Genomic DNA, 16929 nt, shown 5'->3' on the forward strand with positions numbered 1-16929 from the left:
TAATTCGGTAGACTTTAAAAGTTGCGTTTTAAAGGTCTATCGATGTTTAAAAAAATTTTACTCTCCATTTTTGTGCTATATAGTTTTTTAGGTTTTATAGTTCTGCCATATGTTGTAAAGCCTCAAATTGAAAATATTGTAGCATCAGAGACAAAATCCAAGCTCTCCATAGAGGATATATACTTTAATCCATTTAATTTTATAATCGAGATTAGCGGTATTTCTCTTAAAACTTTTGATGGCGAGAAGATAGCATCGCTAGATATGCTGGCAGTAGATTTAGAACCGCATTCTCTTTTTAAAGCAGCTTTGCATGTAAAAAGTATCATACTTTACAAACCTCAAATTTTTGCTGTTTATAACAGCGATAAAACATTTAACTTTAGCAAAATAATAAAAGAGAATAGTAATAAAGATGCAGAAGTAAAAGAGCCTGTAAAACTTCCTAGAGTTATTGTTGGAAGTATACGAGTTGAGGATGGAAATTTAGAGTATGAGGATTTTACAAATAGTTCAAAATTTGAATTGGCGTTAAATCCTATAAATATAAAATTGGTTAATATAGATACAAAAGATTTTAGTTCCAGTGATGCGACACTTAGATTTTATACTGTTTTAAGTGACGGAGGAGAGATAGATTTTAGAAGTAATATAGTAAGTTTAAAGCCTTTAAAACTTGAGGGAAATTTTAAGTTTGATATGATTAAACTTTATACAAATTGGAAATATATACAGGATAAAATCGGTATTGAAGTGGCTGATGGAACTATGTTTTTAAGTGCAAAATATTCCTTAAATATAGATGATTTAAATGCTACAAAGATAGATGAGGTCTATTTTAGTTTAAATAATTTAAGGGTAAAACCAAAAGATGAATATAAGGATATCTTAAATCTTGAGTTACTTCATATAGATAATGCTGTAATAAAACCAATGATACAGTATGTGTATATACCAAATATTGATTTGTACTCATTAACAGCAACAGTAAAAAGAGATAAAAATGGCGATGTTGACTGGGTAGGATATTTAAAAAATCAGCAAGAAATACCGGAAAAAAAGCAAGACAAAAAGCAAGAGGGCAACCCTGTTTTATGGAATGTTTTTGCAAAAAATATTACTCTTAAAAAAATAGGAGTTGATTTAGAAGATAGCAGCGTTATACCTTCTGTTCATACAAAATTAAATGAATTGAATATTGCTTTAAATAATGTTACTTTATCTGGCGAAAAGCCATTTTTATATGATATAAATTTTCTTATAAATGATAAATTTGCATGTGATTTAAGAGGAGATGTCAAACATAAAGAGCTAGAAATAAATACATACATTCAATGTAAAGATTTTGATTTTGTTCACTACAATCCATACATAGACCAAATTGCTTCAAAAGAGTTAAAGACTTATAATATTGTTTTAAAAGACGCTGTGACCTATTTTGATGTTAATGCCACTTTAAAAGATGAAAATTCAGAGTTGTATGTTTTTGTAAATGATTCTAATTTTTCTCTTAATAATTTTGTTTTAAATAAAAAAGATAAAAATGAAAAATTGGTAAATTTTAGCAGTCTTGATATAAAAGGTGTCAATTTAGATACAAAAACAAAAAATGTAGCGATAGAAAATATTGCGCTTAATGCCCTTGGCATATATGCTAAAAGAGATAAAAACGGAGTTATGAATTTTGAAAAACTTATAGAGCCAAAACAGAGTCCTTCAAGCAGTACTGAAAAAGAGAGTAATAAAAATGAAGAGGGATACAGAGTAAAGGTAGAATCTTTTGATATTAATGCTGCAAAAGTTAGTTTTGATGATATTGCTATCCAAAAGAGTGCAAAAACAACGCTTGATAAAATCAATCTGCATGCAAAAAATATAGACTCTAAAGAAAACAGCTGGCTGAAATATGATTTGGCACTGAAAGTAAATAATCAGGGAGTTGTAAAATCTAGCGGGGATATAATGCATACTCCACTGGAGCAAAAGGGTATGTTTGAAGTAAGTAAAATATCGCTTAAAGAGTTTAATCCCTATCTTCAAGAGAATACATTTTTAAAAATCAATGATGGTTATTTAAGCTTAAACGGCAAAACAGTTTTTAAGCAGGAGAGTGCAAAAAAAGATGCAAAAGTTGACGCAGATGTAAAAGTGGAGAAGTTTTTTTTACATGACAGCAGGGACAATAGTAAAATAGCATCTTTTTTAAAAGCTGATTTAAAGTCGTTTCATTTTAAAACTGCTCCAAACTCTTTATTTATTGATGAGGCACTTCTTGACTCTTTTTATCTTGATGCAGTTATAGATAAAAACAAAAGCATGAATCTTGCGAAACTTGTAAAACAAAAAGAGTCAAAAAACCAAGAAACACAGAAGCAAACAACTAAAACAAAAAGCGAAGATAATGAAAAATTTATATTTAAATTATCAAAGTTCAGGGTTACAAATGGAAGGGCTGATTTTGCAGATTATTCACTTCCTGTTGATTTTAAAACATCTATACATGATTTAAACGGGGATATTTATGCTATTTCAAACAATAAAGGCGAAGAAACAAAAATAGAGATAGATGGGGCAGTGGATACATATGCTTCAACAGAGTTAAAAGGAAGTTTTGATAGTTCAAATATAAAGTCGTTTTTAGATATAGCTTTTAATTTTAAAAATTTAAATCTTAACTCCATAAGCGGTTATAGTGCACAATTTGCAGGATATAAAATAGATAAAGGTAAACTTTTTCTTGATTTAAAATATCAAATAAATAACTCTGAGCTTAGCAGTAGAAACAATATTGTGATAAAAAGCATTGAACTCGGAGACACTATAAAGGATAAGAACATTAAAAAACTGCCGCTTGGTTTTGCTATTGCACTTCTTGAAGATAAAAACGGCGTTATTGATATAAAGTTGCCGATTGAGGGAAATATAGATAAGCCAGATTTTAAGTATGGGTCTTTGGTAGTTAAAACCTTAGCAAATCTTATAGTAAAAGCTGTTACATCGCCTTTTAAATTTTTGGGTGAAGTTATGGGCATTAATGGAGAAGAATTAAAAAATATAGATTTTGAAGCTGGTGAAATTATTGTTATAAATTCTCAAATAAACAAACTTGATAATATTGCAAATATATTGTTGAAAAAACCAAAACTTAATATTTTGATTGCAGGCAGTTATGATAAAGCAAAAGATTTTAAAGCAATTAAGTCTAAAAAACTCAAACAAGAAATAGCAAAGACAAATAAACAGAATCAACCGACAATTAAAGTTCTAGAAAAAATATACACACAATCAGGCAGGGATATAAAAGCTTTAAAAGATGAGCTTAAAAAGAGAACTAAAAGCGAGATGTCGGCTGATGAATATCAAAAAGAGCTATATGCCAAATGTTTAGAAATTCAAAATGTTACTATGGATGAGTTGAAAAACCTAGCAAATTTAAGGGCAAAATATATTCAAAACTATTTAGTAATTAAAAAAAATATTGAAGCAAAAAAAATATTTTTAAGAGAAGTTAAAGAGGTGAGTAATTCACAAAGTAGTGTTGTGAGCATAGAGCTTGAACTTGGAGTAAAATAGAATTTAAAGTAATTTTGATATAATTTTCTTTTATATTAGTTAAGATAAAGGGGGTTGTATGCCATTTTCGGAAGAAAATAGAAAAGGTACTTTTAGTGGCATTATTTTTGTAGCAATTTTTGCTGCAGCGGCTACTATGATTTCAGATATTGGTTTTGTAAAAGCTCTTGGAATTTCTCCTCTTGTTATAGGTATAGTTATAGGTATATTTTATGCAAACACGCTTCATAATAAAACTCCAAAAGAGTGGAGCCCGGGAATAACTTTCTCCGCAAAAAAAATTTTACGCTTTGCTATAGTATTTTATGGTTTTCGCATTACATTTCAGCAGATTGCAGAAGTCGGATTAGAAGGGTTTATGGTCTCTCTTATTATGCTCTCAACAACTTTTTTACTTGGAACCTGGGCAGGACAAAAACTTTTTAAAATGGACAGAGATACCTCTATGCTAAATGCTTCGGGAGCTTCCGTTTGCGGCGCAGCGGCAGTTTTAGCAACAGAGCCTGTTTTAAAAGCAGAGGAGCACAAAGCTGCAATTGCTGTTTCAATGGTTGTTTTGTTTGGAACAATAGCAATGTTTGTATATCCTGTACTTTACAATATGGGCGTGTTTGATATGACTGCAAAAGAGTTTGGAATCTATGTCGGAGGAACCATTCATGAGGTTGCACAGGTTGTTGCAGTTCCGGCTTCCATACCTGGTGCACCTGAAGAGATGGCAAATTCTGCAGTCATTGTAAAAATGACAAGAGTTATTATGATCGCACCTATGTTAATTATATTGGGAATTTATCTCTCATATAGCTCGAAAAAAAGCGGTAGCGAAGCTGGCGGTGTTAAACTTGTGATTCCTTGGTTTGCAGTTTATTTTATTGGTATGGCGGGATTTAATTCACTTGGCTTTGTTCCGCAGAATATTGTTGATATTATAAATGAAATAGATACTTTTTTATTGACTATGGCGATGACAGCACTTGGAATAGGAACTGTATTTTCAAAATTTAAAGGTTTAGGTTTAGCCCCTGTTTATACATCAGGATTAATGTTTGTCTGGCTGATGGTAGGTGGTTACTTTATAACAAAATGGGTTGTAGGGGTATTTTAAGTGTTTGTAATTTTTAACTAAAAAAGTATATAATAAGATTAAATCTAAACATATACAGAGTCGGTAAGATTGCTATATCTATCAAGTGCATTTAATTATTTTTACTGGTTCTTTAAAAATTTTTTGTGTAAAAAGAGTGTGTGTTTTACTGAAAGCACAGAGATATTTTTTAGAGATTTTAGAAAAAAATAAAAAATAATAGTGGTATAAAATATGGTATATAAATAATGGATACATTTTTTTTAGAGTTTCATGACCCGTTGTTTGGGGTAATAATCTTTTTCGTTCTTATTTTTGTAATAACATTTTTTTCATATTGGTTTGCTAAGTTTAAGAAAAAAGAGGATTATAAACACCTTGATAAATTTTTAAAACAGTTTCATTCTCTTCCTTCTCAAAATGAGTTAAAAGTATTAATTACAAAAGGGGAACTTTCTGAAAAATCATGGCTTCTACTTGCAAACTCTTATGTAAAAAGCGGTAATTATGAAAAAGGCATTGAGATTTATAGTGAACTTTTAAAAGTTGGCGATAAATCAAATTACAGAGATACTATGTTTTTGCTTGGAAAAACCTATTTTAAAGCCGGTTTTTTAGAGAGAGCAAAGCAGGTTTTTTTAGAGATACTTAAAAACAACCCTCGTACTCCTCAGGCACTTAACTATCTTCTTTTAGTTTACGAGCAGATGCAAAATTATAATTTAGCTCTTGAAGTACTGGAACCTTTGAGCGAATTGAAAAAAGATATAACAACACAAAGCGCTTATTTGAAAGCGCTGCTTATTCTTAATAATGCAAAGATGTCAACAGATGAGAAGGTTTATTCATTATTGGAGATATATAAAAATACTCACTGTTTAACATATCTTATTTTTGAGTATATTTTTAGAGTAAATCCTAAAGTTGCATGGGAAAATTTTGACCCATCAAAGGCAGAGCTGCTGGCGGATGTATTGTGGAATTGTGATAAAAAAGATTTAAATTTTGATATAATAATGCAAAATGGCTATTTAAGGGAACTTTATACCGCTAAAGGATATATCAAAGAGGCTAATAGAAGTTCTGTTTTTGAGTTTGATGTGCTTATAAATCTTAATTCAAATGTTAATGCAACTCTTGGTTTTGAGTATATTTGTGATAACTGTAAAGTGATTTATCCCTTTGCCTTTAACCGTTGCAGCAGTTGCCACGCAATAGATACTTCAAGAGTAGAGATATCTCTTGTTAAAGATTATCATAAGGATTTTAGTGAAGAAAATAACTCTTTTCAGTGATGGCAGCTCTTTGGGAAACCCGGGACCTGGAGGGTATGGAACAATTTTAAGATTTGGAAATAAAGAGAAAGAGATTTCAGGCGGAGAGTTAAATACTACAAATAACAGAATGGAGCTTTTAGCAGTTATTGAAGGCTTAAGAGCACTAAAAGAGCCTTGCGATGTTACTATAATTTCAGATTCATCTTATGTTGTAAAAGGGATAATTGAGTGGCTGGAGGGTTGGAAAAAAAGAGATTTTAAAAAAGTGAAAAATCCTGATTTATGGAAAGAGTATATAGAAGTTTCGAAAAATCATAAAATACATGCTTTATGGGTAAGAGGCCATAATGGGCATATAGAGAATGAGAGATGTGATATATTGGCAAAACAAGAGGCCCAAAAAATGAAAAAGGCTATACAATGAACAAAAATATAGAAGTTTTAGAAAAAACACTAGGTTATAAGTTTAAAGATGAGAAGCTCATTATCGAAGCGCTGACACACAAGAGTTATAAACAGCCCTACGATAATGAGCGACTTGAATTTTTAGGTGATGCTGTTTTGGATTTGATTGTGGGAGAGTACCTGTTTTTTAAATTTCCCACTTCTGATGAGGGAAAGCTTTCAAAAATTAGGGCTTCGTTGGTAAATGAAAATGGATTTGACAAATTAGCCCGTTCCATAAATCTGGGTAACTTTATTTATTTATCAAATGCTGAAGAAAATAACGGCGGAAGAGAAAAAGCTTCCCTGCTCTCTAATGCTTTTGAAGCAATAATGGGAGCTATCTATCTAGAGTCAGGCTTGGATGTCGTAAAGAAGATAGCGATTGAATTGATAGAGAAAAATCATAAAGAGATATCATTAGACTCTCTATTTAGAGACTTTAAAACAACACTTCAAGAGCTTACACAAGCTAGATTTGGTGAGACTCCGGAGTATAAAGTTGTTGCAAGCCGTGGACCAGACCATAAAAAAGAGTTTGAAGTAGCGGTTATTATAGAGAATAAAGAGTATGCAAGAGCCATAGGAAAGAGTAAAAAAATTGCGCAGCAAGAAGCTGCGGAGATGGCTGTAAAGCTTTTAAATAAGGAAACAGAGTGAATAGTTTTGGTCAAAAGTTAAAATTTAGTACTTTTGGAGAGTCTCATGGAGTTGCAATCGGATGTTTGCTTGATGGAGTTCCCGCAGGTTTGTGTATAGATGAGACCTATATTCAAAATGAACTTGACCGCAGGAAACCTGGAAAAACAGAGTTTGAGACGGCCAGAAAAGAGGAAGATAAAGTAGAAATATTAAGCGGTGTTTTTGAGGGCAAAAGCACCGGTACTCCGATTGCAATGGTAATATATAATACAAATCAAAAGTCAAAAGATTACTCAAATATAAAAGATGTTTTTCGTCCAGGTCATGCAGATTTTACCTATTTTTATAAATACGGCATAAGAGATTATCGCGGCGGCGGACGAAGTTCTGCAAGAGAAACTGCAGCAAGAGTAGCAGCGGGTGCAATCGCAAAGCTGATGCTAAAAGAGCTAAACATCGAAGTTTTAAGCGGTATTTGTGAAGTAGATGGAATTAAATCAGAACAGCTTGATTATGAAGCTGCTAAAAAAAGCGTTATATATGCGCTTGATGCAGGCAAAGAGCAAGAGCAAAAAGATGCAATAATAAGAGCCAAAAATGACCATGATTCAGTTGGTGGTGTCTCCAGGGTTCTTGTAAAGGGTGCACCAAAAGGTTTGGGGCAGCCGCTATATTATAAACTTGATGCAATTTTAGCAGATGCTATGATGGGTATTAATGCAGTGAAAGCTGTTGAAATAGGTGATGGAGTTTTAAGTGCATCGGTCAAGGGATCACAAAATAATGATGCTATAAGAACGAATGGATTTGTAACAAATCACTCCGGCGGAATTTTAGGAGGCATAAGCAACGGTGAAGATATTGTAATGAATGTCTATTTTAAACCGACACCTTCTATCTTTAAGGAGCAAAAAACAGTTACAACCAAAAATGAAGAAGTTGATTTTTCATTAAAAGGACGACATGACCCTTGTGTTGCCATTAGAGGAACAATTGTTTGCGAAGCAATGGCAGCACTAGTAATAGCTGATATGCTGCTTTTAAATATGGGTTCTTATATGGAAGGTGTATTAAAATATTATAAATAGTAGTATAAAAACTACTATTTATCTTTTGGTTCTATAGCATTTTTAGCAGATTTTATCGCACTTCCAATTGCTGTTTTTGCAACTCCCCATGCTTGAATACCCATTCTTTTTGCTTCTTTGGCAGCATCTGAGTGAAGAGCAGTATCTGCTTTTTTTACTGCTGTTTTTGCAAAAGAGGAAAATCTGTTTTTCATTACTTGCGCAGTCTCTTTTGAGATATAAATAAGCTCTTCTAAATCATAACGCATTTTTTGGCTCAAATCTAGTAATATTTTTCTTGTAGTTGGAGTGCTTTCATCTGCCTGCGTTTGAATAACTTGCAAAAATAAAATATCTGTTTGATTTAAATCTTCCATAATAGTGTCATAATCTTCTATAAGTATATGCTTTGCTTCAAGAGGCATATATGCCAATCTCTTTTTAAACCTATCTATAGAGTGAAGAAGACCAGCTCTCATGCCTTTTAAGGTTGCTTCTAAAATCTCTTCAGAAATATTTGGTGTAGCTTCCGAAATATCAATACTTGAGTGCAAAATTGTAGATAAAATTTTTCTAACTCTTATAGTATTTAATGTTCCCTCTTTTATGGTTTCGTATGTTAGCTCTTTTATCACCTCTTCTATGATTTCTTTAGCTTCGGAATCTTTTGATTTTTCTAAAGCTGTAATAATGGCAGATTCTACAGTCTCGCCAAGAAGGTCAAAAAGATCAATTGATTGCAGTTTTGCTTGATGCAGCTTTGAAATAGTTTGAGTATCTTTTTTATCTATAATAGACTCAATTTCGTTAAAAATTCTATATTTTGTCTCTTGAAGTTCGTTTAATTTTTTTTCTAAATCTCTCTCTAAAATCTCTTTTTGTTGTATCAACTTTTCTAGTTCATTCCGTAAATCTTTAGTATACTCATTTATAATAGCAGATGTTGTCTCTTTTATCTTATGTAAAGACATATTTTCAAATTCAATATTTTGCAACTCTTTTAAACTCACTGTAAACTCCTTTTTAAAGTACCATTTTTATATGTTGATGAGCTTTAAGTGCTTCATAGATGAAATTCCTGTCATCTTCATTATGTACAAGTATATCTAAATTCATGCTTATATACTTCCCTCCCTTGCTGCTTTTTGAGTGAGTTAGTTTGTGCTCTCTCTTATCAATAACATCACTTACGGCTTCTTCAAGTGCCTCTTTTTCATTCGCAATAAGTTTATAACACCAACTGCATGGATATGTAAGTTCTAATTTTTCTTCTCTATCGTTGATAATCTCCACTCTTGCCTCCTGATTTTTTTTCTAACTGTATATTTCTTATAATCATGCCTTTGTCAATTGCCTTAACCATATCATAAATTGTTAAAAGACCTACGCTTGTTCCCGTTAAAGCTTCCATCTCAACACCGGTTTGACCTGTTAATTTTGCTGTTACGATAAGTTTGAAACCTGGAAGTTCAGGCAACTCTTCTATATCACAATTGATCCCGCTCAGATTTAAAGGATGACACATAGGGATAAGTTCACTTGTTTTTTTTGTTCCCATAATTGCTGCAATAACTGCCGTTTGGATTACAGGACCTTTTTTTGTTTTTTCACCTACTATAGTATTATATGCCTCTTGACTCATCTCTATCAAACCACTTGCAACAGCTACTCTTGTTGTCTGACTTTTGTCTGATACATCAACCATTTTTGGTCTGTCTTTTTCATCTAAATGTGTTAATTTCATATTTTCTCTTTTTATTTAATTTTATTACCATGACAAATTTATTATTTTTATTCTAAAAAAAATTATTTATGTAACTCAATATTATATCAAAAGTAAGGTAACTTTAAATAAGCTGCAATGCTTCTTGATACTCATGAGGATGATTTAAATTTAAAAATGATTTTTTATTCTCAAAATCAACGAATATAGTATTTGAAGAGTAAAGCAAAAAACTTAACTTATGATTGTTTTCTTTTAGCATCTTTTTGAATTTATTTTGAAGGGAAATATGATATATCCCGCACATCGGCTGTATTGCATCATTTATTTTGGCAATCGTAGCATCATGATTCGGTTTATCAGCTTTTATTAGTTTTTGTATTTCGGTTTCACCTACAAATGGAGAATCTACACTTAATGCAAAAAAATTTTCACATTTTAAATTTTCAAAAACAGAGATAAAACCAGCTGTAGGCGCATATGTGGAATCTGTTTTAATATCTTCTATAAAAGAAGCTTCAAAATTAAATTTATTTTTATCTTTGCATGAAATGTAGACATTTTTAAAAATTTTATTAAGACGAGAGAGTTGAAATTGTGCTAAAGTATCACAATTGCCAAATGGAAGAAGAGATTTATCTTCCCCCATTCGTGAGCTTTTTCCCCCTGCAAATATAATGCATGGTATATCAAACATCTATTTTACAAGCAATTCTGCTTCTATTCTTCTGTTTTGGGCTCTTCCTTCATCAGTATCATTTAAAGCAGCAGGAGCTGATTCACCCATACCTACTGTTTTGATTCTGTTCGCTTCTATACCATGTTGAACAATAAGTTCTTTTACGGCATTTGCTCTGTTCTCAGAAAGCGTTTGATTGCTCGCTTCACTACCTACATTATCAGTATGTCCAATTATTTTTGCATTAAAATTAGTTCTGGCTTTTAAGAAATCAGCGAATTTTTTAACATTTTGCTTTGAAGCTTCATCAACAGTATACGATGCAGTTTCAAAATTTATATGTAAATTTACTTTCTGTGTGCAGCCATCACTATCTACAACATTGCCTGCAGGAGTATTTGGACATTTGTCTTTAGAGTTTAAAACTCCATCTTTGTCGTCATCACCGTCTATTTCGCATCCTGCACTGTCAACCTTAGCGCCTGCAATAGTATTTGGGCATCTGTCTCTAGAGTTTAAAATACCATCATTATCATCATCACCGTCAATCTCACACCCATATGCATCTACTTTTACACCTGCTGGAGTGCTAGGGCATTTATCAGCAGAGTTTAAAACACCGTCATTGTCATCATCCCCATCAACAATTTCTGCTGCAACTTCTTGAGCTTTAGGTCCAAATGCAAAATTAAGACCAGCTAGAAGTGCTAAATTGCTATCCATACGCGAATGGTTGTTTTTTAACATATAAACAGCTTCAAGTTTTAAAGCAATAGCGTCTGTAAAAGGAACTTTTGCTCCGACACCCATATCTAAAAAAATACTGTCTGTATTATCTGCTAAATGATTATCTATAGTTTCATAACCAAAACCTATTTTTGCAAGCGGCTTAATAAAGCTTATCGCATCATACTCATAAACTCCGTTGAGAGCAATACGATAAATATCTGTACTTATCGTTGAATTTTCATAATCAGCATCTGAATAAAGCACACTTAACTCAGGTTTTAAAAGTGAGTCAAAACCATTATACTGAACTTCAGCTCCGTAAAGAGTCTGATTTTCTAGTTCAAGATTCCCTTCTGCTATGTTATAACCAACAACTGGAGTTATTTCATAATTATACTCCTGTGCTATTGCAACACTGCTCAATAGAAGAGCCGGTACTAATAATAATTTTCTCATATAAATCCTTTATTTTGTATATACTTTAATTGTATCACTTGGTGTCTTAAAAAATTATTTGCTATTAAAAACTAATTTAATTATTTAATTTATCTAGGATCTGTTATATAACCATTAATCGCAGAAATTGCCGCAACTGCAGAGTTCGCCAAATAGACTTTAGAGCTTCGGGAACCCATTCGTCCTACAAAATTTCGATTTGTTGTAGCGACTGCCACTTCATTGTCTCCTAAAATTCCCATGTATCCGCCAAGGCAAGCACCGCATGTGGGATTGCTTACAACTCCGCCGGCATCGATAATGATGTCTATATATCCTAATCTTGAAGCCTCTTGAAAGATATGCTGTGTTCCCGGGGTGACAATAAGGCGAACATCGGGATGTACTCTTTTGCCTTTTAAAATCTCTGCAGCAGTTTTTAAATCACCAAGTCTGCCATTTGTACAGCTTCCTATAAAAGCTTGATCTATTTTGATTCGATCTTTTACGGCTTGCGTTATTGAGTGTCCGTTTGACGGCAGGAAAGGATAAGCAATCACAGGTTCAAGGTTTGCAACATCTATCTCCAAGATTTGCGTATAAGAGGCATCTTCATCCGAGTAGTGTATACGAGGTTCGCGTGCCAAATTTTTATCAGCTAGGAAATCTTTTGTAACTGCATCAAATGCAACAATACCGCTTTTTGCTCCCGCTTCAATTGCCATATTGCACATAGAAAATCTGTCATCCATATTTAGATACTCAATTGTGCTTCCTGTAAACTCTAAAGTTTTGTAAAGCGCACCATCAACGCCAATCATGCGGATAATCTCCAAGATAATATCTTTTCCGGTTGTATATTTTCCCGGTTTTCCGCTGAGGATGACTTTTATAGACTCTGGAACTTTAAACCAGTTTCCACCCGTAATCATGGCAAACGCCAAATCCGTTGAACCCATTCCGGTAGAGAATGCTCCAAGCGCTCCGTGCGTACATGTGTGTGAATCTGCTCCGATAATTACATCCCCCGGGACTACAAGACCTTTCTCAGGAAGAAGAGCGTGCTCAATTCCCATATCTTTTTCATCAAAAAAGTTTTTTAAGTTATATTTTTTTGCAAAGTCACGACTGATTCTAGCTTGATTTGCACTTGCTATATCCTTAGCGGGAATAAAGTGGTCAAGAACTATAGAAAATCCGTCCGGATTAGCTAGTTTTGTAGCGCCGCTATCCTCAAAAGCTTTGATAGATATAGGCGTTGTAATGTCATTTCCGATAACCATGTCAATGTTACAACGGATAATCTCTCCCGCATAAACAGCGTGACCTACATGCTCAGAAAATATTTTTTCGGTTATAGTTTGTCCCATAATAAACCTTTATAAAAGAGTAATAATTTTGAGATTATACCATTTAAGATTTAAAGTTGCTATATCTGATGTTTTAGAGCTTTTTTCATATATTCGGTTGAACAAAAGAAGATTGCGATAAAAATAGGATTTATTTTTATAGAATCATTTTCAATAGTTTCAAAAATTTTAAATGTAAATCCTATTCCATATTGAGGGTCTTTAGGTGTTACTATAAATTCAATAGGTGCTAAAGTTTTTACCATATTTAAAATTTTCTTCTTCTTCTTCTTTTCACTGTCATTTTCAAGAATATTAAAATTTTGATTTTCTGAGCTTTTATGAGAATGGATGATCTCTTCTAGGACATCAAATTTATCTTTAAAAATTATTTTGTTCCATGTCATTTTAAGTTCTTTAGACTCTATTTTGCATGCGTTATATATAAGAGCATTTGGTTTTTTTTCTTTGATTGCTTCTAAAAGTCCTAAAAGAAAATTTGTTCCGCCAACCGATTTTGCACAATTTTTTAATAAAATATGTATTAATGCTTTTGTATCTTCATTTTGTTTGTTAAAATTACACATTGATTTTTCCTAGTTTGTTGTTTATAAGATATTTCTAAAAATTATTAATAAATTTTTGAAGTGCTCACTGCTATAATTATAGCTTAAATATTTTATAAGTACAGTTTTATTTAAGCTTAATCAAATAACAAACTTATTATTATATCAAAACGAAAAAAGACAAAAATTGTCTTAATTAAAATAAGTCAATTTAATGAGGTAGAATATGCAAGTTTATTTAGATAACAATGCTACGACAATGGTTGACCCTTTGGTTGTGGAAGCTATGCAGCCATTTTTTAGCGAAATTTATGGCAATCCCAACTCTCTTCATAAGTTTGGTACAGCTTCACACTCTGCTCTTAGAAAAGCGATGGATCAAGTTTATAAAGCGTTAAATGCGAGTGACAATGATGATATAGTTTTTACATCATGTGCAACAGAATCAAATAACTGGGTTTTAAAATCAGTTTTTACAGATCATATAGTAAATGGTGAAAAAAATCATATCATAACAACAGAGGTTGAACATCCATCTGTGCTTGCCGCATGCAGGGCACTTGAAAATGAAGGTGTTAAAGTCACTTATCTGCCTGTAAATAATCAAGGCGTAGTAGAACCTCAAGTTGTGAAAAGTTTTATAACAGACAAGACAGCTTTAGTTTCTGTGATGTGGGCATCAAATGAAACCGGAATGATTAACCCAATCAAAGAGATCGGAGAAATTTGTAAAGAAAAGGGTGTTTTATTTCATTCAGACGGCGTTCAGGCAGTTGGTAAAATTCCTGTTGATTTGCAAGATGTGCATGTAGATTTTGTATCCATGAGTGCTCATAAATTTCATGGTCCAAAAGGAGTAGGCGCACTCTATATTAAAAATTCACAGCCACTCTCTCCTCTTCTTCACGGGGGAGAACATATGGGCGGACGCCGTTCTGGAACACTTAATGTTCCATATATTGTTGCAATGGGCAAAGCAATAGAACTTGCTACAACAAATATAGAAGAAAAAATGGCTTCTATCAGAGCAAAAAGAGATCGCTTGGAAGATGCATTACTAGAGCTTAGCGATACATTTGTTGTCGGTGACCGAGACAATAGAACTCCAAATACAATACTAATTTCCATAAAAGGAGTTGAGGGTGAAGGAATGCTTTGGGATTTAAATAACTCTCTAATCGGAGCTTCTACGGGTTCGGCATGTGCAAGTGAAGATCTTGAAGCAAATACGGTAATGCTTGCTATCGGAGCTGACAATGAATTGGCGCATACGGGCATCCGCTTAAGTCTCAGCAGATTTACAACTGATGAAGAGATTGATTATACGATAGATCAATTTAAGAAGGCTGTGTTTAGACTTAGATCAATTTCAAGTTCGTTCGCAAAAGTAGGTCCGACACCGGGCGGCGAATCAAAAGCTTGTGAGTTACATCATTAGACTAACAAATATAATAAAAGGAAAGCGTGATGGCAAAAAATGATTTACTGGGTACTTCCTTATGGGAAGCTTACTCAAATAAAGTAACAACCTTAATGAACAATCCAAATCATCAAGGCGAAATTACAGAAGAAGAAGCAGCTGCACATGGCAATAAACTTATTGTTGCAGATTTTGGTGCTGAGAGTTGCGGTGATGCTGTTCGTTTATATTGGGAAGTTGATCCAAAAACAGATAAGATTGTAGATGCAAAATTTAAAAGTTTTGGGTGCGGAACTGCTATTGCAAGTTCAGATATTATGACTGAGCTTTGTATCGGCAAAACGGTTGATCAGGCAGTAAAAATAACAAATATTGATGTTGAGTTTGCTCTAAGAGACAATCCTGAAACTCCGGCTGTTCCACCTCAAAAAATGCACTGTTCTGTTATGGCATATGATGTAATTAAAAAAGCGGCAGGATTGTATAAAGGTGTTGATGCTGAGAGTTTTGAAGATGAGATAATAGTTTGTGAATGTGCTCGTGTTAGTTTAAAAACTCTTCAAGAGGTTATTAGGCTAAATGATTTAACTACAATTGAGCAGATTACAGACTATACAAAAGCAGGCGGGTTTTGCAAAAGCTGTATTAAACCTGGCGGACATGAAGAAAGGGAGTACTATTTAGTGGATATTTTAAGAGACACGCGTCGTGAAATGGATGAGGAAAAGATGAAAGCAGCAGCTGATGCCGGTGCAAAAGGTGATTTTGAGTCGATGACTCTTGTTCAACAAATTAAAGCTATTGATGCAGTGATTGATGAGAATGTTCGTCAATTTTTAATTATGGATGGCGGAAATATGGAAGTAATTGATGTAAAACCAAGTGATGAGTATGTGGATGTTTATATAAGATATTTAGGCGCATGCAGCGGCTGTGCTTCATCTGCAACAGGAACTCTTTATGCAATAGAATCAACTTTAAAAGAGAAGCTTTCTAAAAAAATAAGAGTATTGCCGATATAATTTTTATACGATGCCGGAATGATTTCCGTCATCGTATCTGTTAAACTTTAGTTTTTAAGTATTTTTTTGCAAGGATTAAGAAGTGGTGAATTTTCGCCCATATACCTCTTGTCTAAAACCGCAATTTCACACTCAAGCCAAATTCCAAACTCTTTATAAACTCGTTTTTGCGCCTCTTGAATTAAAAAAACAGCTTCATCAAAAGTGCCGTTTTGTACATTTACTAAAAAATTTGCATGCTTTTTGCTAAACTCCATTCCGCCTACTCTAAAACCTTTTAAACCAACTGCTTCTATTAATCTGCCGGCATAATCACCTTTAGGGTTTTTAAAACAGCTTCCGGCGCTTGGATTGGATGGTTGATTTGAGCGCATAACTTTAAACATTGTGACTTTTTCTTTGTCAAATCCATGCTCTAGATTAAAAGAAGCTTCTAAAATCGGAGTTTTTATATTTGTAAATCTATATCCGTAATTAATCCCTCTTTTTTGTAAACTTCCTTCGCATGTGAGTATAGAGATAAGATGATTAAATATTTCATACTCTTTTAATCCTGCATTCATAAATACAAGACCGCCCAATGTTCCAGGCAGATGAGAGAGAAATTCAAAATTTGCAATATTGTGTTTTTTGCAAAATGAAACAATCTTTCCCGATGGTGTCGCTGCACCTATAATTAAAGTGTTGTCTTTTATTTTGATGTAATCATATTTTTTGTCAAGTTTTAAAAGCGGCGGAGGTTGTGTGCCTATCAAAATATTATTGCAGGCACCCAAGAGGTAATAATTTTCATATTTAGTATTGCAATCTTGCAGCAGTGAAACCTCTAAAGTATCCCCGATTTTTATAGAAGAAAATTTAGAGAAATTTATATTTTGTTTTTTCATCGTTTTATAAAAACTAATAGTGAAATATATAT

16 protein-coding genes are annotated in these 16929 nt (G+C 33.0%); 8 read left to right on the forward strand and 8 right to left on the reverse strand.

Going from position 1 to position 16929, the window contains the following annotated elements; genetic code table 11:
• Nucleotides 1-42: 42 nt before the first annotated feature.
• The 6 genes from CVO_RS00110 (at nt 43) to aroC (ending at nt 8108) form a co-directional block, all read left to right on the forward strand.
• Nucleotides 43-3573 (forward strand): DUF748 domain-containing protein, encoded by a 3531-nt coding sequence (locus CVO_RS00110; RefSeq protein WP_159569284.1) that lies wholly within the window; start codon nt 43-45, stop codon nt 3571-3573.
• A 58-nt stretch (nt 3574-3631) separates the two neighbouring features.
• A complete protein-coding gene (locus CVO_RS00115) occupies nt 3632-4678 on the forward strand; it encodes a YeiH family protein (protein WP_159569286.1) in 1047 nt (348 codons plus the stop codon).
• Nucleotides 4679-4905: 227 nt separating this feature from the next.
• Entirely contained in the window at nt 4906-5952 is a 1047-nt protein-coding gene (locus CVO_RS00120; protein ID WP_159569288.1) for a tetratricopeptide repeat protein, read from the forward strand.
• Nucleotides 5927-6358: a ribonuclease HI gene (gene rnhA / locus CVO_RS00125; RefSeq protein ID WP_159569290.1), complete on the forward strand. Its 432-nt coding sequence runs from the start codon at nt 5927-5929 to the stop codon at nt 6356-6358. Before CVO_RS00120 ends, rnhA begins: the two co-directional genes overlap by 26 nt.
• Complete coding sequence (gene rnc, locus CVO_RS00130; RefSeq protein ID WP_152300164.1) at nt 6355-7038, forward strand: ribonuclease III; 684 nt, start codon at nt 6355-6357, stop codon at nt 7036-7038. The genes rnhA and rnc overlap by 4 nt, the downstream gene beginning before the upstream one ends.
• Nucleotides 7035-8108 carry a chorismate synthase gene (gene aroC / locus CVO_RS00135; protein WP_152300163.1) on the forward strand — a complete coding sequence of 358 codons (1074 nt, stop codon included), beginning with the start codon at nt 7035-7037 and terminating at the stop codon, nt 8106-8108. Before rnc ends, aroC begins: the two co-directional genes overlap by 4 nt.
• Nucleotides 8109-8122: 14 nt before the next feature.
• Here aroC and CVO_RS00140 read toward each other — a convergent pair whose 3' ends face one another.
• The 7 genes from CVO_RS00140 to CVO_RS00170 all read right to left on the reverse strand — a co-directional run bounded on the left by CVO_RS00140 (nt 8123) and on the right by CVO_RS00170 (nt 13589).
• The gene (locus CVO_RS00140; RefSeq protein ID WP_159569292.1) at nt 8123-9097 is read right to left on the reverse strand and encodes a DUF6781 family protein; all 975 of its coding nucleotides are present in this window, start codon (nt 9095-9097) and stop codon (nt 8123-8125) included.
• Between the two features lie 13 nt (nt 9098-9110).
• On the reverse strand, nt 9111-9380 hold the full coding sequence (locus CVO_RS00145) for an HP0495 family protein (protein WP_152300161.1): 270 nt from the start codon (nt 9378-9380) through the stop codon (nt 9111-9113).
• Nucleotides 9361-9831 (reverse strand): cyclic pyranopterin monophosphate synthase MoaC, encoded by a 471-nt coding sequence (gene moaC / locus CVO_RS00150; RefSeq protein ID WP_152300160.1) that lies wholly within the window; start codon nt 9829-9831, stop codon nt 9361-9363. The genes CVO_RS00145 and moaC overlap by 20 nt, the downstream gene beginning before the upstream one ends.
• Before the next feature lie 103 nt (nt 9832-9934).
• Nucleotides 9935-10507, reverse strand: coding sequence for a molybdenum cofactor guanylyltransferase MobA (mobA, locus tag CVO_RS00155; protein ID WP_159569294.1), 573 nt, complete (start codon nt 10505-10507; stop codon nt 9935-9937).
• Nucleotides 10508-11674 (reverse strand): OmpA family protein, encoded by a 1167-nt coding sequence (locus tag CVO_RS00160; RefSeq protein WP_159569296.1) that lies wholly within the window; start codon nt 11672-11674, stop codon nt 10508-10510. It abuts the gene before it with no gap.
• 89 nt (nt 11675-11763) lie between these two features.
• Complete coding sequence (locus CVO_RS00165; protein WP_159569298.1) at nt 11764-13023, reverse strand: 3-isopropylmalate dehydratase large subunit; 1260 nt, start codon at nt 13021-13023, stop codon at nt 11764-11766.
• 59 nt (nt 13024-13082) lie between these two features.
• The gene (locus tag CVO_RS00170) at nt 13083-13589 is read right to left on the reverse strand and encodes a hypothetical protein (protein ID WP_159569300.1); all 507 of its coding nucleotides are present in this window, start codon (nt 13587-13589) and stop codon (nt 13083-13085) included.
• A 205-nt stretch (nt 13590-13794) separates the two neighbouring features.
• Here CVO_RS00170 and CVO_RS00175 point away from each other — a divergent pair, with 205 nt between their 5' ends.
• Entirely contained in the window at nt 13795-15006 is a 1212-nt protein-coding gene (locus CVO_RS00175; RefSeq protein WP_159569302.1) for a NifS family cysteine desulfurase, read from the forward strand.
• Between the two features lie 29 nt (nt 15007-15035).
• On the forward strand, nt 15036-16010 hold the full coding sequence (locus CVO_RS00180; protein WP_152300154.1) for an iron-sulfur cluster assembly scaffold protein: 975 nt from the start codon (nt 15036-15038) through the stop codon (nt 16008-16010).
• Nucleotides 16011-16057: 47 nt separating this feature from the next.
• Here CVO_RS00180 and CVO_RS00185 read toward each other — a convergent pair whose 3' ends face one another.
• Nucleotides 16058-16897, reverse strand: a complete 840-nt coding sequence (locus CVO_RS00185; protein WP_159572056.1) for a UDP-N-acetylmuramate dehydrogenase — start codon at nt 16895-16897, stop codon at nt 16058-16060.
• Between the last annotated feature and the right edge of the window lie 32 nt (nt 16898-16929).

It is taken from the genome of Sulfurimonas sp. CVO (genome assembly GCF_009883775.1).
Lineage (GTDB): Bacteria > Campylobacterota > Campylobacteria > Campylobacterales > Sulfurimonadaceae > Sulfurimonas > Sulfurimonas xiamenensis.

What these genes read in the sequence shown, in the direction of transcription:
- CVO_RS00165 (WP_159569298.1), bottom strand. Translation starts at nt 13,023, where the DNA reads ATGGGACAAACTATAACCGAAAAAATATTTTCTGAGCATGTAGGTCAC.
- CVO_RS00180 (WP_152300154.1), top strand. Translation starts at nt 15,036, where the DNA reads ATGGCAAAAAATGATTTACTGGGTACTTCCTTATGGGAAGCTTACTCA.
- CVO_RS00170 (WP_159569300.1), bottom strand. Translation starts at nt 13,589, where the DNA reads ATGTGTAATTTTAACAAACAAAATGAAGATACAAAAGCATTAATACAT.
- rnc (WP_152300164.1), top strand. Translation starts at nt 6,355, where the DNA reads ATGAACAAAAATATAGAAGTTTTAGAAAAAACACTAGGTTATAAGTTT.
- CVO_RS00115 (WP_159569286.1), top strand. Translation starts at nt 3,632, where the DNA reads ATGCCATTTTCGGAAGAAAATAGAAAAGGTACTTTTAGTGGCATTATT.
- CVO_RS00175 (WP_159569302.1), top strand. Translation starts at nt 13,795, where the DNA reads ATGCAAGTTTATTTAGATAACAATGCTACGACAATGGTTGACCCTTTG.
- CVO_RS00160 (WP_159569296.1), bottom strand. Translation starts at nt 11,674, where the DNA reads ATGAGAAAATTATTATTAGTACCGGCTCTTCTATTGAGCAGTGTTGCA.
- mobA (WP_159569294.1), bottom strand. Translation starts at nt 10,507, where the DNA reads ATGTTTGATATACCATGCATTATATTTGCAGGGGGAAAAAGCTCACGA.
- CVO_RS00120 (WP_159569288.1), top strand. Translation starts at nt 4,906, where the DNA reads ATGGATACATTTTTTTTAGAGTTTCATGACCCGTTGTTTGGGGTAATA.
- CVO_RS00185 (WP_159572056.1), bottom strand. Translation starts at nt 16,897, where the DNA reads ATGAAAAAACAAAATATAAATTTCTCTAAATTTTCTTCTATAAAAATC.
- CVO_RS00110 (WP_159569284.1), top strand. Translation starts at nt 43, where the DNA reads ATGTTTAAAAAAATTTTACTCTCCATTTTTGTGCTATATAGTTTTTTA.
- moaC (WP_152300160.1), bottom strand. Translation starts at nt 9,831, where the DNA reads ATGAAATTAACACATTTAGATGAAAAAGACAGACCAAAAATGGTTGAT.